This window comes from uncultured Microbulbifer sp. (genome assembly GCF_947489355.1).
Lineage (GTDB): Bacteria > Pseudomonadota > Gammaproteobacteria > Pseudomonadales > Cellvibrionaceae > Microbulbifer.
Genome location: NZ_CANLDD010000009.1, coordinates 49,369 through 69,543 on the forward strand (window position 1 = coordinate 49,369; position 20,175 = coordinate 69,543).

At 49.8% G+C, this 20,175-nt stretch carries 15 protein-coding genes; 7 read left to right on the forward strand and 8 right to left on the reverse strand.

What is annotated here, in order from left to right; all coding sequences use genetic code 11:
• Positions 1-105 precede the first annotated feature (105 nt).
• Together Q1A48_RS06245 and Q1A48_RS06250 are read right to left on the reverse strand one after the other, a co-directional pair.
• Positions 106-237, reverse strand: a complete 132-nt coding sequence (locus Q1A48_RS06245) for a hypothetical protein (RefSeq protein ID WP_299942516.1) — start codon at positions 235-237, stop codon at positions 106-108.
• A gap of 325 nt (positions 238-562) precedes the next feature.
• Positions 563-1,783: a helix-turn-helix transcriptional regulator gene (locus Q1A48_RS06250; protein WP_299942518.1), complete on the reverse strand. Its 1,221-nt coding sequence runs from the start codon at positions 1,781-1,783 to the stop codon at positions 563-565.
• A gap of 189 nt (positions 1,784-1,972) precedes the next feature.
• Between Q1A48_RS06250 and Q1A48_RS06255 the strand changes: the two genes are divergently transcribed.
• Both Q1A48_RS06255 and Q1A48_RS06260 read left to right on the forward strand, forming a co-directional pair.
• A complete protein-coding gene (locus Q1A48_RS06255) occupies positions 1,973-2,689 on the forward strand; it encodes a DUF2306 domain-containing protein (protein WP_299942520.1) in 717 nt (238 codons plus the stop codon).
• A gap of 421 nt (positions 2,690-3,110) precedes the next feature.
• Positions 3,111-3,725 (forward strand): hypothetical protein, encoded by a 615-nt coding sequence (locus tag Q1A48_RS06260; RefSeq protein ID WP_299942522.1) that lies wholly within the window; start codon positions 3,111-3,113, stop codon positions 3,723-3,725.
• Between the two features lie 270 nt (positions 3,726-3,995).
• On the opposite strand, the gene Q1A48_RS06265 is transcribed toward Q1A48_RS06260, so the two are convergent.
• From Q1A48_RS06265 to Q1A48_RS06285, 6 genes are all read right to left on the reverse strand, one after another.
• Complete coding sequence (locus Q1A48_RS06265; RefSeq protein WP_299942524.1) at positions 3,996-4,562, reverse strand: hypothetical protein; 567 nt, start codon at positions 4,560-4,562, stop codon at positions 3,996-3,998.
• A gap of 283 nt (positions 4,563-4,845) precedes the next feature.
• Positions 4,846-5,169, reverse strand: a complete 324-nt coding sequence (locus Q1A48_RS21755; protein WP_366523385.1) for a transposase — start codon at positions 5,167-5,169, stop codon at positions 4,846-4,848.
• A 157-nt stretch (positions 5,170-5,326) separates the two neighbouring features.
• Positions 5,327-6,826 carry a M4 family metallopeptidase gene (locus Q1A48_RS06270; protein WP_299942526.1) on the reverse strand — a complete coding sequence of 500 codons (1,500 nt, stop codon included), beginning with the start codon at positions 6,824-6,826 and terminating at the stop codon, positions 5,327-5,329.
• A gap of 509 nt (positions 6,827-7,335) precedes the next feature.
• Positions 7,336-10,641 (reverse strand): HsdR family type I site-specific deoxyribonuclease, encoded by a 3,306-nt coding sequence (locus Q1A48_RS06275; protein WP_299942528.1) that lies wholly within the window; start codon positions 10,639-10,641, stop codon positions 7,336-7,338.
• A gap of 24 nt (positions 10,642-10,665) precedes the next feature.
• Positions 10,666-12,030 (reverse strand): restriction endonuclease subunit S, encoded by a 1,365-nt coding sequence (locus Q1A48_RS06280; RefSeq protein ID WP_299942530.1) that lies wholly within the window; start codon positions 12,028-12,030, stop codon positions 10,666-10,668.
• The gene (locus Q1A48_RS06285) at positions 12,020-13,591 is read right to left on the reverse strand and encodes a class I SAM-dependent DNA methyltransferase (RefSeq protein ID WP_299942532.1); all 1,572 of its coding nucleotides are present in this window, start codon (positions 13,589-13,591) and stop codon (positions 12,020-12,022) included. The genes Q1A48_RS06280 and Q1A48_RS06285 overlap by 11 nt, the downstream gene beginning before the upstream one ends.
• Before the next feature lie 495 nt (positions 13,592-14,086).
• On the opposite strand from Q1A48_RS06285, the gene Q1A48_RS06290 reads away from it, so the two are divergent.
• The 5 genes from Q1A48_RS06290 (at position 14,087) to Q1A48_RS06310 (ending at position 19,931) form a co-directional block, all read left to right on the forward strand.
• Positions 14,087-15,079, forward strand: coding sequence for a restriction endonuclease (locus tag Q1A48_RS06290; protein ID WP_299942534.1), 993 nt, complete (start codon positions 14,087-14,089; stop codon positions 15,077-15,079).
• Positions 15,080-15,165: 86 nt separating this feature from the next.
• Positions 15,166-15,654, forward strand: coding sequence for a hypothetical protein (locus Q1A48_RS06295; RefSeq protein WP_299942535.1), 489 nt, complete (start codon positions 15,166-15,168; stop codon positions 15,652-15,654).
• On the forward strand, positions 15,651-15,944 hold the full coding sequence (locus tag Q1A48_RS06300) for a hypothetical protein (RefSeq protein WP_299942537.1): 294 nt from the start codon (positions 15,651-15,653) through the stop codon (positions 15,942-15,944). Before Q1A48_RS06295 ends, Q1A48_RS06300 begins: the two co-directional genes overlap by 4 nt.
• A gap of 831 nt (positions 15,945-16,775) precedes the next feature.
• The gene (csrA, locus tag Q1A48_RS06305) at positions 16,776-16,964 is read left to right on the forward strand and encodes a carbon storage regulator CsrA (RefSeq protein WP_299942538.1); all 189 of its coding nucleotides are present in this window, start codon (positions 16,776-16,778) and stop codon (positions 16,962-16,964) included.
• Between the two features lie 843 nt (positions 16,965-17,807).
• On the forward strand, positions 17,808-19,931 hold the full coding sequence (locus tag Q1A48_RS06310) for a di-heme oxidoredictase family protein (RefSeq protein ID WP_299942539.1): 2,124 nt from the start codon (positions 17,808-17,810) through the stop codon (positions 19,929-19,931).
• Positions 19,932-20,175 lie beyond the last annotated feature (244 nt).

Below are 20,175 nucleotides of genomic sequence, written 5' to 3' on the forward strand. Positions count from 1 at the left end.
CAACCGATACGGGAACCGGGGAAGCTCGTACTATGACTGGCACTTAAAACAACCTAATATCAAGTTTGAACCGCGACAAACGGTTATCCGCCCAAATGCCATTTCTCACCCCACACCCACGGTATAAGACCCACAGGTTGTACTGGCGGTGGATTGACCTCCAATACCGGCCCGATATTCCTGCAAGTGTGTGACTGCCACCTGGTCTTGTCCCACGCCCTGGTCGATGTTATTCATGATTCGCGAGATCCTGCCCGGGCTATGCACAGCACCAAACCACTGCGCGCGCAGGGCTGCCCACTGTTGTTCTGACCTCCTGAGCGTGTCTTCCGGGGTGATCACAAATTGAGTGTATCCGCATTTTTCCAATTTTCCAATTTTCCAATTTTCCAATTTTCCAATTTTCCAATTTTCCAATTTTCCTGGAATGTTATTGGTTTACTTGAAAAGCTATCCACTTTTTTGAAATCTAATAATAATTAATCTTAGTCGACCATTTGCCAAAAGGGGATGGGCATTTTTTAACACTGCTGGCTTAAATAAAACATACCCGCCTGCTTTACTATTTGGCTGGTTGATATTGCTTTTTGTATTGGCTGGGCGTAATTTTGGCGTGCTTCTTAAACGCGGCATAAAATGCCGACTTTGAGTTGAAGCCAACTGCCATGGCTACTTCGAGTATCGTGGAGTCCGTGTCTCTTAGCTGTGCCTTAGCTGCTGATACTCGATACTGATTTACGTAGTCGAAAAAACGCATGCCCAACGTTTCGTTTAACGTTTGTGATATATAGTTTTGTGAAGTGTGGATATGTGCAGCGAGTTTTGGGAGTGATAAAGCTGCATCAAGGTAGAGGTGATCACTCTTCATGGCAAGCTCTATTTTTTCTGCAATTTTAGTCGCCTGTGTCGCGCTCAAAGCACTGCGTTGGTATTTTTGTTCGGCGTTATCCGATCCTCCACTGATGGATTTTAGTTCGATAGAGTTGCTGTCGGCAGGGGGCGATGCGGCATAAAGTTCTGCAAAACCTGGTTTTTGTCTTAGCCCCCAAAGTGCGAGGCTATAGATCACCATAAAAATCATCAAGGCATAAAGCCGAGCATCAAAGTGTATTGGACTGAAAAGGTTGTCGAGCACTAAGTTGAACGCGGTAAACATCCAAACTCCGCCCACTACTATCAGTAGCCAGTTTAACCAACGCAGTTCTTTTTGTTCGGTAGAGGCAAATACATCCTGAAGTTGAGCGCGATAAACTCGTAGCCTCACGACGATTTTGTAGGCGTACCAAGTAGACTGCAATACCCAGCCTAACACACTCAGAAACGCACAGATCAGCAAGCCATAGAGGGTATTGCGAACAAGACTGGGTGCTTGTTCAACAGCACTGAGCTCTTCTGTGACTAATATCGCATTTAAGTACTGCACTGGTAAGCAAAGCGCGACCAAAGCAATCAAACAACCAAAAGCTGCGGGCGCTAAATGCTTACCGTCCTTTGGTTTAAGTTGCCATGGTATGTGGCTGGTCAGCCCCTTGGTAAACAGCCATAAGCAAGGGGCAATCAACAGTAGTGCAGGCAATGAAAGTATCAAGCTGGTCACTTGAAACTGCGGTAACAGTCGCTGAACTGAAGGCATGCAAATGACCATACCAATAGACATTAAGCACAGTGCCAGTGGCCAGTACACTTGTCTGCTACGTGCACGCAAAACCAGTTGATGAGTGCTAAAAAGGATGATGCAAAGCGTCGCAATATTGAGAGAAAAGAGAATCGGCTGGTCACTCATCAGTGGGCTCCTTGGTTTTGTTTTTATATTTGAAATAAGTTTATTTTACAAGTCCTTTCTTGAATTTATGGTGCTTTTTGAGTGCGCTATTCAGGCGAAAATGGTCCTTGCCAATAAGGTTGGACGATGTCTTTTCAGGCTTGCCACATACTGTGCTCAAGCTTCATCAAACGGAAAAGAGAGTAACCAGTGACAGCACAAACTCAGCATACTAAACAGGTTATTAAGTTCAACTGGCCCGTAGTGGCCGGGTTATTACTGATAGCTGCCATACCTGGTATCCCTGCAATGTTTATCCTGGCTTTGGTCCTGCTTGGCAGCGGTGCTGTGGCGGGGGTGTCGGATGTCATCAATGCACAGTACTTTGCCACACCTGCGGCGATACTGACGCATGCCACGGCTGGCGCATTATTCTTTTTGACTATGCCTTGGCAGTTTTCACCTCGCTTTAGAGTGCGTCGACCGGTATGGCATAAAGTAAGCGGGCAACTGGCTGTTACCTCGGGCTGTATTATGGCTGTGTCAGGGGTGTGGATGCACTGGATGCTTTCACCACATGAGCTAGGCGGGCGTTTTGTTTTTTTGCTCATTATGAGTACAGCTATTTGCACCGCTTTTTGTGTTGCCATTGTGCATGTGAAAAAAAGGCGTATTGCACTGCATAAAAAATGGATGATACGTGCCGTAGCACTTTCTTTAGCAGCAGTCACACCACTGTTTACTGGTGCCTTATTACATCTTGTGTTTAGCCCGTGGGAGGGAATTTATGAAATCTTACTGACTTTTCATCATAATTATGACCGACTCATTGCCATGGCGATTAATTTAGCCATCGTGGAAGTCATTACTTGGCAAAAGGGCGCTTCTCAACCAAATGCTCCGACTTTGTCTGAGCAATCATATTGAAAAGGCTTAGGTACAATTCCTTCTTATGCAGTAACAGAGCGGCTCGGGCGGTTGCATGAAGCTTTTGCTGTTTGATCAGCGCTCAGGAAGCCTGCCCTTTTGTTTAAAACAATGTACAGACTTCAGGCTTAGTACGCTATTTTGCTCAAAAAATAGACCGCACCACCCGACGTGAGGGCTTCCAGGCACTATGCATGATCACCCAAATCCATCTCAACCGGACGGCTCCTAAGCTCCTTAACAGAGTCTACCTAAGAGCCTCCACTTTTACTGGAGCATACAACACATACCTCCTTTGCTCTGCCTTCGCGCTACTGCCTCCAGGGAACCAATTTGTTATCATGCAGTTTACCCGCGTGAAGCAGTTCATGCTAGTCAGTGCACAGCACCCGTGTTTTTCGATTTTGTATAGGAAAAACCAATGAATGAAACATTATTGACAACTGATCCCGATTTCTTTATGAAACTGGATGCCGCAATCAAAAAAGACTTGGATGACGAAGCGAAAATAGAGAATTTTATTTGCAAAAACTGGAAGCAATATTATGACCTGGGCAATCCTGAAAATTTTGAAGATACTGAAAGTCCAGAATATACTGAGTATGGCTTAGATAACTCCGAACATCTTCACCGCTTTGAAAAGCCGCTCCCCCACACACCAACTATTTCAGTCTGTCATGATTACCGGGCTAAAAAAGAGGATCTGCTTGACGCCTCAAGTCTGATGGATTTAGTCCAGAATGCGGCCTCTTATGAAGAAAAGCTGCTTGACTTTTTTATACACTATACTTTCGGGGATGGCGGCTCCCATGCAGAGGGCAAGCATTACAACTATGCACTCCAGACGGCAGAATTGCTTGAGAAAAAGAGCTTTACCCAGAGAACATTTATGACCCGCTTACTGTGCCTGGAAAGCATCGTGATACCAACCCGGCAGCACGGCCCCATATTTGAATTTCGGTGCGCCTGGGATGAAGAGCACGGTGAATACGTTGAGATAGAAAATGGCAAAATCATTAAAAGTGATTATCCGTAACACGCGTAGTGTTACTGGCTTAGGCTCCAATCTGAAGCGCATCACCTGGCTAGTCCGAAGATTTCACCGAAATCAGAATGGCGGTTCTTTTCCTTAAAATCCAAGCGCGACACAAAAACACAAAAACACAAAAAAGAACCGCCGTGACGAAAGTGTACCAAGAACCCACCGACTTGCCGGCTATAAAACGCCGTAGAATCCGCGTTGAGTTTGGCGGGCAGGGGCGAGTAGCTGAACCTGCTTTCAGCAACAACGCACACGGGACACTCGTTAGCTGCCACCCATTCCGTTTTCTGGACACTCCACCCCGGCAATACGGCTGTCACACAGGGACACCCCTTCCAGATATTGGGTCCAGGTAGCCATTTCCGCCTCACCCGCTGCGAAGCGCCAGGTCTTCGCGACAACGAAGGTCCTGTCCTTCCCGAGTATCGCCTTGATCAGCACCGTCTCGCGCCTGGCAGCGGGGGCAGTGCTGCAGGAGGTATTAAACAGCGCAAAATCATAGCCATATTCCCGCCCCTTTTGCACAAGCGTGGTACTGGTTTCATCGCACATGGGAAGCTTACGCTGCCTGTAAAATGCCTCATATTCAAGCATCTCGACTCCGCCAAAAGGGAAAATCTGCACAACCAGCATTTCCTGCCAGTTGTCAAGGGTCTCCCCTTCCGGAATCATCTGATGAACGATCAGCCCCTTCTCCTGCTTAGTGGATGCCACCTTATAGCCCTCAGGTGTGACAACAGTGACAGTCTCACCTTCACCCTCACCTGCAAAAGCCAAAGCACCTCCGGCGGCAACCAGTACTGCCAACACAGCCGCTAAGAGCACTCTCATCAATTCCCCCTACCCTTTCAAAACACCTCGACACAAGTTCTGGCCAGCATACTAGTAAAGCAGGAGGGAAGAATACCCCTCTCCCAGGATCGTATGAGGCATGGATGCCGATTACGAGCCTACAAGGATGTAATCACAGCGTGTCCTGGGAGAGGGGTTTTCTTTCCTTCCGGCCCGGTAGTAACAGGCAAACCTTCACGAACCTATCAACATCACTCCATCCCCGCTTCCATCAGGGGCATCAACGCCAAAATTTCCAGTGCTCAAATTGCACACAGATACTTTACAGCAACACCCTGCAAAAAGTCACTGCACCAATCCGCCAAATAAAGACCTCATCGGCATCCGGGCATAAAGCGCACAAAAAATGCAAACCCGCACCTGGTAATACAAACAGCAAAACCTCTGCCCTTAAATAACAAAGCGGCTTTGCCAGCAGTCTCAGTGGCACCCGTTGTTCAGTGCTGTGTTCAACCCGGGCAGGGTCTCGCGGATCATGGGCAACCTCTGCCTTGGAGCGAGCCAAGCCCAGGCGCTGGTCGCACTCTCTCAGGGGTAGCAGGCCGGCATTGGAGGTCAAATTACCACCAGTGGAATCTACGATGATTTAGCGGCGGGAAAGGGATGAAACACTGAGTTCAAGCTGGCAGCCTTTTGGCACGGCGGAATTTCTTATTCAACGGTGTTAAACACCCGCAATGATAAGACTTTCCGCCGTTTTGACTCTGAAGTCGTGCAAACTCCGGGTTCGATAAATGGGGCCACTATGGACAGGTAACACCCACTCTATTGAAGCTGGCAGTAACGTCTGCCGTATTGTATCCCAAGTCCCCTGCCGCAGAGATTACGCCACAGGCACCCTGGTTATATCCGGTGACTGGGCTCCAATACATCTGGTTGGCAAGGACAAAGGCATCAAACGCTGTGCGAGTATTCCAGCCAGGCGTGTTGGCCAGCAGGTAAAAAGCCCGGTTGAAGACACCGGAGCTGTTGTGCACACTCATGCCACTTCGATAGTTACTGGCATGATCGATAGAGTAGCCATCGGCAGTGGGGTTTTGAAAGTAACGCAGGGCGCCACTGCCTTTTTTAATCTGCTCGCCAGCCAGCCAGTCATTGCTGCCTGTTAAGAAATACTCTGCAGCCTCGCCGGCAATATCAGAGAAAGATTCGTTGATCCCCCCCGGCTGGTCATGATAGATGAGGTTTGAATTTTTCTCGGTAAAGCCATGGCTGGCTTCATGGGCAATAACATCCAGGCTGACCAGTGGGTAGTAGGTGGTAAGACCGTCGCCAAAGGTCATCTGCCTGCCATCCCAGAAGGCGCCCTCATAGTTTTTGCTGAAGTGTACCCGCAGGCGCAACTTCTGGCTCAGCGGTGAAGTATCATACCAGTCGTCAAACATATCGAAGACAACATTGCCAAAGAAATGGGCATCATTCAGCGGAGAATAGGCGCCGTTGATTTGCTTGAAGGTATTGCGGGCTGGATGTGTGGTGAAGCACTTGGGAAAGTCGAAAACGTTGCCGTCACTAGTGGAGTGATTCATGTTTACAGTTTCAACATTCACCGTATCCATGCGGCAGTTGCTGGTTACTTCCATCGCAGGGAAATCGATACCATATTCATAGCGCCCGGTCTTTTCATTGCCGCCGGGGCCGAAGCCATCCCGGAAAGCCAGACCGTCCCAGTGCTTGATCACTTCACCGGTCATGGCGTCGATAAAGTAGAACGGACGGGTTGGCGCTTCTCCGTACTCCACCCAGTTCACCAGATAAGCCAAGCGCGCTTCATCCTGCTCATTGATGTAGACATACAGCGCTTGTTCCTGGTTCTGTGCGCCGAGCTTGATGGCAGGAAGTGAGCGTGCGCCCTGGATCATCCCTTGCTGGGCTCGCATGGCTACCTGATGGCTCATAGCACGCCTAACAGCATTGCTGGCATTGATGCCTGCGCGTACATTGGGGACTTCGAGCTCAAGCCCGGTGAGAACATGGTTATGGACTTCAGTCATCAGGCCCTGGCTAGAGCTGGTTATCGTCTGGCCCCAAACAGCAATACCCCTGTGGGTCTGTTGGTAGCGGGCGACGGTTGTGCCATTTCCGAGAGTGCGCTCATGCACTTTCACAAGCGCCATATCAGGCCCTGCAACCGCTGTCAGAGCCTGTGGTAGGAGCATATCCGGGATGACGGGGATACGATCAGCAGCCTGGGCACTCATTGCCATGGCTAAAGTACAGGTAATGCCTATTAGATGCTTCATTGCTAATTTTCCCTTTATGACTTTTTATATAAATCCCTAGATTCAACTTGTGAGTGCATAGCTTAATACTGCTCGAAAAGGCGGCAGTTGCCCGCAGGCTGCGCGCTTTTTCTCCCACAAGAGATATGCCATGAGACACTGCAAGCAGCTGAACTATAAACAAAGATGCCAGATTGAGGCACTCAAGAAAAGCGGTTTTATACAAACAGGGATTACGGAGCTTGTAGGCGTGAACCAGACAACGATATCGAGAAAAGTATGAATACGGCAATCCGCAATCACCCGCGCAGCGGGTAGTATGTCGTTCAGGCTTGATCCTACAGTTACCGATTGTTGGGCCATGCCCAGCCAGGTAAAAATGCCATTGATGCACTCTGCACGCTTGTGCCAGTGAATACACAGGGGTTGCCCCTCTCGCATTTGAGTGATCCGCGAATAATAGTATTATCCTTGTCTGGCCTCGCAGTGGATGATACCCGCAAGGCTCCCAGTACGAAAAATCACACCCCCTAAGCCACCTGATGCTTTTTGAAGTTCTCCGCCTGCTCCAAAATATCCTTGAAAACCTCATCATTGGCGATAGGCGGGTAGCCAAACTCGGCCAACAACAGAATAAGCTTTACTTGTAGTTTGGCCTTAATATCCTCCCGCCGGTTCCAATCTGGAAATCTGGCAACGCTTTCGACTTCCTGTTTGGCCCGCTTGGCAAGCTCGATCATCCTGTCCTTTGGATAGGAGAAATCGTACTTGATCGAGAGCGATTTCAGGATATCGAAAAACGCTTTTTCCTCATAATCAATCCCCATATCCGCAAAGGAGGTCATTTCGGTTTTCAGATCCCGGTAGAGATCGATAATCTCGTTGGAGAAGTCCTCCAGTACACTGCTGACCAGTACATCCTCTTCCTTACGCTCATTGTACTTTTCTACCAGCGCCTTGAATTTCTTGGAAAAGTCGACGCTTTGCATCTTATTGGTTTTGGCCACCTCGCCGATGGCTTTTTCCAACAATTTCTGTAACAGCTTGATCTTGGTATTTGGCAGTTTGATTTTGTCGATTTTGGCCAGATAGTCCTCATCGAAAATATCGATGGGGCCACCGCCCTTTTCCTCTCCGAGCTTAAAGATCTCCTCGACCCCATCGCTGCGAATCGCTTCGGCGATCATCTCGCGCACTTTGACATTCATCTGTGCGGTATCTGGGGCATCGCCACGGGTGAGTTTGAAAATAATCGAGCGGATAGCCATATAGAAGTGAATCTGGTCCCGCTCGGTTTGCGTAATTTCCTCGTTGCCACAGCAGATGTCATAGGCCGCCTTTAAGCGCTTGGCGATATCCATAAAGCGCTTTTGGGTCTTCTCGGTTTGCAGGGCATACTCGGCCGCTTCATTGAGGCAGTTGAGCTGGCTGACCGGGTCGCCGCTAAAGTAGCCGCTGCTGTCGAAGTGGTGAAAAGCGCGATTGAGCAAATCCAGATGATTGCGCACCTCGACAATAGAAGCCGCGATATCTTCAAAGTTGTCCGCATTGCTGCCGCCGAAGGTTTTTAGCGCTTTATTCATATTGGTTTTGATACCAATATAATCCACCACCAACCCTTTGCTCTTGCCCTCAAATTTGCGGTTGACCCGTGAAATCGTCTGGATCAGGTTGTGCTTGGATACCGGCTTATCGAGATACAAGGTATCGAGAAACGGCACATCAAAGCCGGTGAGCCACATATCCACCACAATGGCGATTTTGAAGTTGGATTTGGCCTGCTTGAATTGGCGGTCCAGTTCTTTGCGGTCTTCCTTGGTGCCGAGTTTGTCCCACAGCACCTTGTCATCGTCGTTGTTGCGGGTCATCACCATACGGACCCGCTCGGAGGGTTTTAGCTCTTTGCGCTCTTTCTCGGTTAACGGCTCACCCTCGGCACAGGCCAGTACCTCAAACCACTCGGGGCGCAGGGCTTCCAGCGCTTGATAGAACTGATAGGCAATCGAGCGTGCGCTGCTCACAAACATCGCCTTGCCGGCGACGGTAGAGCCCTCTGCCAAGCGGTTTTCGTAGTGGGCGACAAAGTCCTTGGCCAGGGCGCGGATACGATTCTCGTCCCCCAGTATGGCGTTCATACTGGCCATGGCTTTTTTGCTTTCGTCTATTTGATATTCGTTAGCGCCGTCTTTCTCACACTCCGCGTAGTAGTTCTCAATTTCCTTGAGTTTGTCGTTGTCCAGAATCACCTTCGCCGCACGGCCCTCATACACAATGCGCACGGTGATTTCATCTTTCACCGACTCATTCATGGTGTAGCGATCCACCGTGGGACCGAAGACATCCAGGGTGGCATCAATGGGAGTTCCGGTAAAACCGACATAAGTGGCGTTGGGCAGTGAATCGTGCAGGTGCTTGGCAAAACCGTAAGTTTTCTTGACCCCCTTATTAATCCCGGTCTCTACCACCGTGATTTTTTGATCCAGGTTAATCTGGCTGCGATGGGCTTCATCACTAATGCAAATTACATTGCAGCGCTCAGTCAGCCGCTCAATATCTTCGGTAAATTTATGGATGGTGGTCAAAAAGACACCACCGCTCTGGCGACCCTGCAATTTTTCACGCAGATCCGCGCGGGAAGTTACGCTCTCTACGATCTGGTCACCAATATAAATTTTGGCGTTGGTGAATTGCTGCGACAGCTGGTCATCCAGGTCTGTGCGATCGGTGATCAGCACAATGGTGGGGCTTTCGAAGGCGGCGCTTTTCATCAGCAGGCGGGTTAGGAACTGCATGGTAAAGCTTTTACCGCAGCCGGTGGCACCAAAGTAGGTACCGCCCTTACCATCGCCGCTGTAGCCCCCTTTGCCATCGGGCCTTTTCAGGTGTGTATAAATATTCTGGTAGAGCTTGGTGGCCGCGTAGTACTGGGGATAGCGGCAGACGATTTTGATTTCCTGATGGGTTTTATCGGGGAAAAAGATAAAGTGGCGCAGTACCTCGCGCAGGCGGCGCTGGTCGAACAGCCCCTGCAATAAAGTGGTGAGGGAATCCAAACCCTCTTTACTGAGGGTTTCCTCACCAGTGATTTTTCGCCAACCGTAGTAGAACTCATAGGGCGCAAACAGGGTGCCCATTTTATTATTGACACCGTCACTAATCACACACAGGGCGTTATACACAAACAGCTGCGGAATATCCCGGCGGTAGCGGGTGCAGATTTGGGTATAGGCATGGTGGATGGTGGTCTCAGGCCGGATGGCACTTTTAAATTCAAACAGCACCAGGGGCAAGCCATTAATATACAAAATGCCATCGGGGATACGCCGCTCGCCACCGCTGGCCGAGGCCACACCCTCGATTTCCAGCTGGTTAACGATTTTATAACTATTGGTTGCACCTGTTCTATAACCCGCTTCCCCCTCTTTGATAGGCTTAGTTGGTAGTGACTCTACCTCACCCTCAGTGGGGATGCGCATCTCGGTCAGGTCGCTGTAATCAATCAGCTGGATATAGAGATCTTTTTGCGTGTGATCTTCCCGCTTAAACAAGAAGCCATCGCTGAGCCATTTGCAGAACTTTTTATTGCTGTCATACAAATCGCTGGGGGAGAGCAGCTCCAACTGGAGAATAATGCTCTCCACCTCGCTTGCCGTAATCCCCTCTGCCGCATACTGCCTGCTCAGAAAACTGCGCAGATCTTCCTTGATCAAGACTTCCGTCGCCCCTCGGGGCCCATCAGCGCTCTGGGAGAGCGCCTCCCCGGTAATATGGGGATAACCCTGCTGCCCCAGTAGCTGGATTATGGCGTTTTCTAACTGGGCTTCGGTAAACTTCATTGAAAATCCTTTTTCACTCTGGCTTTAGGCTACTGCATCACTCACTTCTTTTTGTACATCTGGAATACGTAACTCTCCCGAGATTAATTTTGGAAGAAGTACATCTCTAACTTGAGATAAAGTGTCAATTTCATGATTATTCACTCTTATTCTTTCAAATTTTTCGCCAGAAATTTTCTGAAACTCTGCAAGTATTAAATCATTAGGTACTAGACAAACCTGATTAGTTACTACATCTGGTCTAATCGCTGGATATGCAGCCCCATCAGCAATTCGAGCAAACTCATCAACGACCTCATCTCTCGTAAGGTGGAGATACAAATAAGCTCTCAAGTTTTTATGATTTGGCTTCATAACTGCAAAGCCTGTACTACCAGTAAGTCCTGGTCGATCAACATAGGCAAATGATCTATTAGCAGGTCGGACAAGCCCAATGATTGTATCGTGAAGCTCTAATATGCGCTTAGCTCGACTAGGGGCTTCAGAAAAATCATACTTTTTGGATTCAGATATTTGTCCTTTCTTAGCATTTCCCAAATCAACGTAATCAACAGATTCTGGTGCATTCTTTTTTGACCATGATAAAGAATTTGTCGTTGATATAGATTTTGTTGTCTCGACCTTCCACCCCTTCGGCACCCACCCCAAAGCCTCGCTATGCTCAAATTCACAGGGAAAGTGCTGGCGAATAGCTTCCGGCAGGGGTTTATGACCCGGCTTGGCCAGTTGTTGCTGACGGCGTTGGGCGCGGGCTTGCAGGGCATCGGGAATGGGATTGCCTGCGGCGAGGGCGTTATCGATAACCGGGTCAAAATCCACAAACCAACTTTTAAACAGGGCCTGGGCCATTTGTTCTAGGGTTTGGTTGGTTTGGCGGTTGAGTTGGATTTTTCTGTCAAGGCCATCAAGTATATTTGCTATCTTGGTTTGAGTTTCTGAGTCAGGTAATGAGAACTCAAACTCTCTCATGGTTTTCAGAGATACATTTTTAATAGTTGTACCATTTGCAAAAGCATCTATATAATTCTGAAATCTATAATCTTGAAGAACATACCTAACAAATCGTTTATCAACATCTTTATCTACGTTGAAATAACAAGCGCTTTTGCCCAAAATTATTTTTTCATTGTTGTAATATGCAATATTTCCAATCGTTCCATTAATAGATACCAGTATAGTTTTATCGCCAAGCTCCTTTTTATATTTTTTAAATTCTATCGAATCTACTCTTTTGGTTTTCTCGTTAAAGATTATTATTCCGTTAGATAAATTATTTCCGTTTATGAAGTAATAGCCGCCATCCTCAGAGTAATTAGGAGTGCCGTGCAATCCGTCGCCGAGTTTTGATGTTATTTCTTTTAGTTTTACTTGTTGCCACTCACTCACCATAACCCAGCACCTCCAGATTCTGGCGAATAGCCTTATCCAACGCTTCAGCTTCACCCATCTGTCGATACAACGTCTGGCTTAACTCACGCATTTTCTCTTCAAAAGAAATACCATCTTCTTCCAGTTCGGCGGCCCCCACATAGCGCCCTGGGGTCAAGACATAGTCATTGGCTTTAATCTCTTCGAGGCTGGCGGCTTTGCAGTATCCGGCAACATCCTCATAGTCACCGTCTTTCTTCTCGCCGCGCCAGGCGTGGTAGGTCTGTGCAATTTTGGCGATATCGTCGCTGGTCAGCTCTTTGTGGATACGGCTGGCCATGGTGCCCATCTGGCGGGCGTCGATAAATAGGGTTTCGCCTTTGCGCGCCCGGTAGCCATGTACCTTGTCTTCCGCTTTATTTTTGGTAAGGAACCACAGGCACACGGGAATTTGTGTGGTGTAAAAAAGCTGCCCCGGCAGGGCGATCATGCAGTCCACATGGTCGTTATCGATAATCTCCTGGCGAATCGTCCCCTCACCACTGGTATTGGAACTCATAGAGCCGTTGGCCAACACAAAACCGGCGGTGCCGCTCTCGCTCAGCTTGCTTAACATATGCAAGATCCAGGCATAGTTGGCATTGCCAGTAGGCGGCACGGTATAGCCACCCCAGCGGGGATCATCGGTCAGTTCGTTATCCGCGCGCCACTGTTTCTGGTTAAACGGCGGGTTGGCCAGTATATAATCGGCCTTCAGGTCCGGGTGCTGGTCCTTAAAAAAAGTATCCCCAGCCACTTCCCCCAGGTTGCCACTAATACCGCGAATGGCCAGGTTCATTTTCGCCAGCTTATACGTGGTGCTGGTGTATTCCTGCCCGTAGATCGAAATATCTTTTTGGTTGCCGTTGTGGCTGTTCACAAACTTGATGGACTGCACAAACATTCCACCAGAGCCACAACAGGGATCGTAGATCTTGCCCTTGTAAGGTTCGAGCATTTCCGCCAGCAGTGCCACTACCGATTTGGGTGTATAGAACTCACCACCGCCCTTGCCTTCAGACGCGGCAAACTTACCCAGGAAGTATTCGTAAACCCGGCCCACCAGATCCTCTTCACTGATATGGCACTCGTTGGCGAGGGTCTCGATATTGTTGATGGTATCCAGCAGTGCCGCCAGCTTGCTGGCTTCCAGGCCCAGACGGGAGAAGTAGTTATCCGGCAGTGCGCCGGCCAGGGATTTATTGGCCTTTTCAATGGTGTGCAGGGCGGTATCGATTTTAAGGGCAATATCGTCCTGCTTGCTGTGCTTGATCATGTAATCCCAGCGCGCGGCTTCCTCCAGGTAGAAGACATTGCTCTGGGTGTAAAACGGCACTGTATCGACAAACGCCTCTTTGCCCTCCTCAATCAGCGCCTGGCGGTGGGCCTCAAACTTGTCGCTGATAAACTTGAGGAAGATCAGACTCAGGACGATATGTTTGTATTCGGAAGACTCTACCGAGCCACGCAGCTTGTTGGCGCTGTCCCAGAGGGACTCTTCAAAAGAGACGGTTTGCTTGGGTTTTGCGGACTTCTTGGCCATGTACCGGGTATTCCTTAGTGGTTCGCCTGCCCGGTGAAGATTTTTTGGGCAAGGCTGCAGGTGTTAGTGACCTAATTTTGCCCGATTCCGGGGGCTCTGTCGCCATGAACAAAAGTCAGTCTTTCCAGTGATTGAAGCACTCATCCAACGCCACACAGTATTGGCACCTTGGTACCCGATAACATACCAGTAGGCGGCGGTTTTTCAGGCTTGCCTCTTCCCTGATCAGTGCGGTTACTGTGTTCTTATGTACACAAATTTTCAGCGGTGCCACTTGGGTTTTTCGTCAGTGGGAGCATTATGGTTGGTAATCACTCACTATTATTGCAGGCCCTGCTCTGGCCAAGACATTCCAGCATCTGTTGTATTTGAATGCAGCCATCGGTTAGCTTACCGTGAGTGCGGGATCAGGGCTGCTTAGCTTTATAAAGGGCACACCTGTCACAGCTTGACCGCCAAGTAATTGAAATAATTAGACAATAGGGAAATCGAAGGATGACCAACGCATGGATGGTCCGCGCCGGGCGCGGCGGTATTTACAGTGAAGACTTCGAGGAAAAGGGCGTTGCCGCGTTTGGCTCATCGCAACTGGGGGATTTTACTCAGTACACAAGCACCGAGCGTTTGCGGGCGGAATACATCAAGGTTTATGGCAATGATAAGCCTGCGGCCACCGCCAATGTAGTGGCCATGATCCTGAAATTTCGTGATCAGATTGCCGCCGGCGATTATATTGTCAGCTACAACCCCGAGACCCGCAACTACCTGCTGGGGGTCGATCAAGGGGAATATCAGTATCAGCCGGGCACCGTCGGCGATTACCCCAATCTGCGCCGGGTGGAGTGGCTGGGCAAGGTCAGTCGCGACCAGTTGCCCCAGAAAGCGAAAAACTCCCTAGGCTCTACCCTCACCCTCTTCTCCCTAAACCAGGAGACGATTGAAGCCTTTTTAACCATCTTCGAAGGCCGCACGGTAACGCCATCAGAAGAGGAAGTGGCAGAAACCGAGACCACACAACTCAAAGACGAAACCGTGGCCCAGAGCCATGAATTGATCAAAGACAAGGTGGCCGCACTGCTGCCCGAGGATATGGAGGAACTGGTTGCAGCGATCTTGCGCGCCATGGGCTTTAACGCCAAAGTCTCCCCTAAGGGCCCGGATCGCGGTGTGGATGTGATCGCCTCACCGGATGGCCTGGGCCTGACCCAGCCGCGCATCAAGGCGGAAGTCAAGCATCGCGACGGCGCCATGGGCGCCCCCGCCATACGCGGCTTTATCGGCACCCTGCGGGAGGGGGATTCCGGCCTGTTTGTGAGCACCGGTGGCTTTAGCCGTGAGGCCCGCTACGAGGCCGACCGCTCCACTTTCACCCTCACGTTAGTCGACCTGGATGACCTAGCGGATTTGATTGTCAGCCACTACGATAACTTCGATCTGGAAGGCCGGGCACTGGTACCCCTGGTGCGGATTTATTGGCCAGTGGATTAACGTTACTTTTAGCTTGATTTTAAAAGAGGGCTAACTTTCAATAAAGCATCAAAAAGGGAAAGTGAATTAGCAGGCAGAGGGAAGCAATGGCTAAGCAATACGTCCACCAGTTTAGAACCCTGGAGGACCTTCGGGAAATCATTAAAACATTTCAGGGGTTCGTTGCCCGACCTACTGTGGGAACAAATCATCCTACCGTGTATGACCCGCAAACGGTACCTGCCGGGGAAAAGCTGGTACAGGGACTCAGAGTAAAAGATTGGTGCCTATCTCCCGACTTCCAATGGGTATTACCACACTCCCAGATGGGGCTATCCTTTTCTTCCAACTGGCAGCACCTAAAGGGCCTGCACAAAATGCTGCAAAAGCGTAATCCTGGTACGGCGGTACAGGTTTACTGGGTGTTGGAGGCGGCGGACATTCCGCCGGGTTTGGCCTTTGTGCCGGATAACAGGAAGAAAGGACATCACTTTCTGACGGTTACCGATAAAATGCTGGTACACCAGTTGGTAGAAAAATTATATTGGATCGCGGACCGGATGTCGGTCATTAAAGACGCGGGGTTCACACTATGATCGAGTATCGATATCCTGAAGAAAAAATCGTCGCGCAATATTTTGCCGAACTGCTGCAAGATACCAAGGCAACAGAGATTATCCAGCGTGGAACCGTCACCTCTGCAGAAGAGGCCACGCATCTGAGTCAATTCTTCTGGGCCATGATCGAAAAATCCACCCAAGCCGTGGAAATCCCCTGTGAAGGCAGCGCTGAATACTGGACTGAGAAGCTGTATAACACCCTTGGCGGTTACCTGGAAAACGCGGGCTATGGGCAGCAGTGGGAGGAGGAAATTGACAAGGCGTAAACGTCCAATACCCGGCTCTGCTTAGGCGCTTATCGGATGGGCTCCCTGCGCCCATTCACGCCAACAAGTGTATCTGGGGAAAATACTATTGTCGGCCTGCAAAGAAATCCAGTGTCAAAAACAGAGAATGCGTTCACTGGTAAGAACCGACTGATTCCTCAGCCATAATAACCGTTGTGATCTGCCCCGACCTCGCATCGATGTAGAGAATAAACACCGCACCTTCCCCATGGGCACCTCCGCTCAACGCAACTGTGACGGCAGGTAACTTGCACTTTCTAATAGGCCATTACGCTTTTTCCAAACGCAGGTATTAAACGCAGGCATTAGAAATATAGGCACCAAAATAATCTTATTGGATTGTAATCGGTTTTCTTTAGGGGTAAAGCGGCGTAAGATTCAAAGGCTTACTCGCCATTACGGGCCGTAATTGGGCAGGTTTCTGTAAATCAACAATAAAAAACCCAAACGGCCCAGGCAATGCCCAACAGATCCCTTCCTTTATCAGGAGAACGGTAGCGTGACCTAAGAATACGGAAAAGGCGCTGACCCAAGGTGCTAGCACACCAGGGGCCAGCTGACCAAATTGATAACCTCAATATCAAAATGGCTATATGCATAATACGCTAGAAACCCGTTTGTCTTCAATTAACTGGAGCACATTCAGGTGCCTGGAGCGATTCCCCAGGCTCTGGGAGCGTTGCGTCCGCCTGTTCTGCTGTTGCGTCTACCGTTCCCGCGCCCCGCCCCGTCTTGCCTTCCATCGTTACTTTCCAGGTATTCCCATCACGAAAAGTCATCCCGGGATTTGCAACCCGGAAGGAAAGGCTTATGTTGGTTGTAAAACGCCGGCCCGGCGAGAACCTCAGAATTGGGGCCAATGTCTCCGTCACCGTATTGGGTATTAGCGGTAACCAGGTCAGGGTGGGCATCAAGGCCCCCAAATCCCTGCCGGTGCACCGGGAAGAGGTGTATGTGCGTATCCAAAAGGAACGGGCGCTGGGCGATGGAAGTGGTTGAGCAGCGGGTTATACCCATAGCCCAGTTATTCAGCGGGCTATCAATCGCTTATCCTCCGTGCAGTCGGCTGCCCTTTTGCAAACAGATAGTGTCAGGATGGGTCCAATGGTCTGTTACTGAATAGGCTACCGCTACAAATAACAGCCTTATCGCCGCCTTCTTTGATAAACGACATCGGGGTACGGGAGAACGCATCCTTGCTCTCTGCGAAAAAACCGCTCGCAGACGCCTCTGTGTGATCAGACCAAGGCAACTGACGGTGCAGCCATTTGGATCAACACACAACCCCCCTTTGGCAAGGACGGGTGGCACGGAGGGCGCATCCGGTAGAAATGCTCGCCGTCGAGGGTAAGGGGAACGGGTAAGGATAAGGGTAAATAGGTACGCAAGGCCATAACCACACATTATTTTCTAAAATCCGGCCAGTGCCTCCAAAAAGCGCGTTGTTACTAGCGGATCAAGGGGAAAGAGTGCTCATCTCCCGGAATAAACGTTAAATCCTGCGCCCAAAGGGAACCCTTCCTCTTGAATACCGGTACCGGTTGGGGTAAGAGGGGTTGTCAATTTCACTTTATTCTCTTTATTGCCGCCACTGTACCGTATCACGGTAGGCGTCAGGTACTTCCTGTTGATTACAGGAGATTTGAGAATTACTTAGATAATAAAAGCTATTGATACCAACTCATGCAACAAAAACACATCATTCAATAGGCCCGCAATTAGCGATGCATACAGGAATTCCAACTCCGCTGTATTAAGGATACAGCCGTACCTTAGTCATATATAAGCGCGTGATCGCTAACAGCCGACGCGTTGCCTTAATGGATTGAGGAGAATTTTGATATGCGTATCAAACAATTGGTACTGTTACTTTTATGTACAGCATTTACCCCACTCACGTTTGCTCAACTGCTCGATAAAACATTGGTGAATCAAAACAACGCTATCAATGCGCCCGGTGGCACTATAGAAAAATCATTACTACAACAGATCGGAACCGGTCAAGGCGCCGACAACATCCCCGGCTCGTCAATCTATTTGATCAAGCGTGACCCCGCCCGTTCAATACGGCGGGGACGCCAGCTTTTCCAGCGTAAATTTTCCATGACCGAAGGCCTGGGGCCGCGGGTCAATGCATCATCCAGCGGCGATGTAACCGCAATGCGTGCGTTGGGTGCGGGCTTAACCGATAGTTGTGCCGCCTGCCATGGCAGACCCAGAGGCGCAGCCGGTTTTGGCGGTGATGTTGCAACCAGACCCGACAGCCGGGATGCACCCCACCTGTTTGGCCTGGGGCTTGTTGAACAACTCGGCGATGAAATGACATCTGAATTGCGTGCCACCAGGGCCAATGCAATAGATGAAGCCATGAACGGCATCCCCGGGCAGATTTTTATAGAGGAGGATTTTGAAGCGGGATCTGGAGAGTTTCAGTTTGTAGAAGACCCTTTCGGCACCAATCAACCCGCCTATAGCTCCGGACAACTGATCAGCGATAGTGGCGATATCCGTGCTGTGACCACTTTGGGTGGTATTGATAACCTGAGCATTACAGAAATGTCTGGGGGCTGGCAAACCAGTTTTACCCTGACCCAGGCTGCGGAGGTCACGTTTGATTTCGATTTTCGCGTTATCCAAACCTCGGAATATGAAAGCGACGAAATTTCCAGCGCAATTATTGCCATTGATGGACAGGAGACGGTACTTGCAACACTGAGGGGGAACGGGAACGGTGGCGGCGACATGAGTACCGGCATACAAACCACCACGCTGACCCGAAATCTGTCGGCGGGACACCACACGGTGGTATTGGGGGGGTTCAATAACAAAAAAACCGCCAATGATGAAATCACATTTATCAGCTATGGGCGCGCGACTGTCTCAATACCCGGCCAGGGTCCAGGTACTGTGATCAAAAACCTGCTGGCAAAAGGGGTCGGCTTCGGCACGATCACCGCTTTTTCTGATGGCAGCCTGGATACCAGCGATGTACAGGGGGTTAACGAAGATTTACGCATTCGGCCTTTCTTTGCCCAAGGTGGCACCGTCACTATTCGCGAGTTTGCCATCGGTGCCTTTAAGGATGAAATGGGCTTACAGGCCGTGGACCCCATCCTGTGTGCTGTTACTGATAGCAATAACCCTCAGGCATTGGTGAGCCCCGCGGGGTTCCACTTCGATCCCGATCAGGACACCTTTGAACGGCCACCAACATGCGGTATCAGCGACGATCCCGACGGTGATGGCAAAACCAATGAGATTGACGCTGCACTGATTGATCATTTGGAATTTTATTTACTGAATTACTTTAAGCCGGGTCAATACAGGCTTACCAGTCGGTCACAGTTTGGGTATGAATTAATGGAGACTATTGGTTGTACCGGTTGTCATGTGGAACAACTTACGATCAATGCCGATCGACGGGTCGCCGATGTGGAAACCCAGTACGACCCTTTCAACGCTGTCTTCAACGATTTATTTGCCACTGCCTCAACGCGTTTTATCGCGGTCGATGATGGGGATACCTATCCGTTGTTGCTACCCAAAGAGGAACCGTTTGTAGTCAAAAACTTCTTTTCGGATTTAAAACGCCATGACCTGGGGCCCGCCTTTCATGAGCGTGAGTACGACGGCACCCTGGTAACACACTTTATGACCGAGCCCCTATGGGGAGTTGGTTCGAGCAGTCCCTATGGACACGATGGACGCAGCATCAATCTCGACCAGGTTATCCGGCGCCACGGCGGTGAAGCGGCGCAATCCCGAAACGCCTACGTTGCGTTGAGTGATGATGAGCAGGCTCAGCTGAGAGAATTCCTGCAAACATTGGTCCTGTTTCCTCCCGACGATACGGCATCGAATCTAAACCCCGGAAACCCTGGCACCAACAACCCTCAAGATCCCGCTGAACACGGGTCTATTAACCTGGGAGCGCTGTTTCAAATCCCTGATGAGGGCAGTGAGTAATCACCATCGAGCTTTGGGATTCTGCGTTACCATGGGTGTATTTTTATAATTTACGGGCTCCTATCCTAGCGCGATATTTCCTGTTTCCCATCAACCCCCGCACAGGCGTGTGCGGGGATTACCCGCTCTCATAGACCAGTAAAGCAGGAGGGAAGCCATACCGCATTGCCGAAGGGTATAAAATAAAAAAACCGATGGGGTATTTGGTGAAGATTGGAGCAACGCGCAGTCAATGGTCGTGTTT

Coding starts and splice junctions, on each gene's coding strand:
- Q1A48_RS06245 (WP_299942516.1), bottom strand. CDS start 237: ATGAATAACATCGACCAGGGCGTGGGACAAGACCAGGTGGCAGTCACA.
- Q1A48_RS06250 (WP_299942518.1), bottom strand. CDS start 1,783: ATGAGTGACCAGCCGATTCTCTTTTCTCTCAATATTGCGACGCTTTGC.
- Q1A48_RS06260 (WP_299942522.1), top strand. CDS start 3,111: ATGAATGAAACATTATTGACAACTGATCCCGATTTCTTTATGAAACTG.
- Q1A48_RS06265 (WP_299942524.1), bottom strand. CDS start 4,562: ATGAGAGTGCTCTTAGCGGCTGTGTTGGCAGTACTGGTTGCCGCCGGA.
- Q1A48_RS06270 (WP_299942526.1), bottom strand. CDS start 6,826: ATGAAGCATCTAATAGGCATTACCTGTACTTTAGCCATGGCAATGAGT.
- Q1A48_RS06275 (WP_299942528.1), bottom strand. CDS start 10,641: ATGAAGTTTACCGAAGCCCAGTTAGAAAACGCCATAATCCAGCTACTG.
- Q1A48_RS06280 (WP_299942530.1), bottom strand. CDS start 12,030: ATGGTGAGTGAGTGGCAACAAGTAAAACTAAAAGAAATAACATCAAAA.
- Q1A48_RS06285 (WP_299942532.1), bottom strand. CDS start 13,591: ATGGCCAAGAAGTCCGCAAAACCCAAGCAAACCGTCTCTTTTGAAGAG.
- Q1A48_RS06290 (WP_299942534.1), top strand. CDS start 14,087: ATGACCAACGCATGGATGGTCCGCGCCGGGCGCGGCGGTATTTACAGT.
- Q1A48_RS06295 (WP_299942535.1), top strand. CDS start 15,166: ATGGCTAAGCAATACGTCCACCAGTTTAGAACCCTGGAGGACCTTCGG.
- Q1A48_RS06300 (WP_299942537.1), top strand. CDS start 15,651: ATGATCGAGTATCGATATCCTGAAGAAAAAATCGTCGCGCAATATTTT.
- csrA (WP_299942538.1), top strand. CDS start 16,776: ATGTTGGTTGTAAAACGCCGGCCCGGCGAGAACCTCAGAATTGGGGCC.
- Q1A48_RS06310 (WP_299942539.1), top strand. CDS start 17,808: ATGCGTATCAAACAATTGGTACTGTTACTTTTATGTACAGCATTTACC.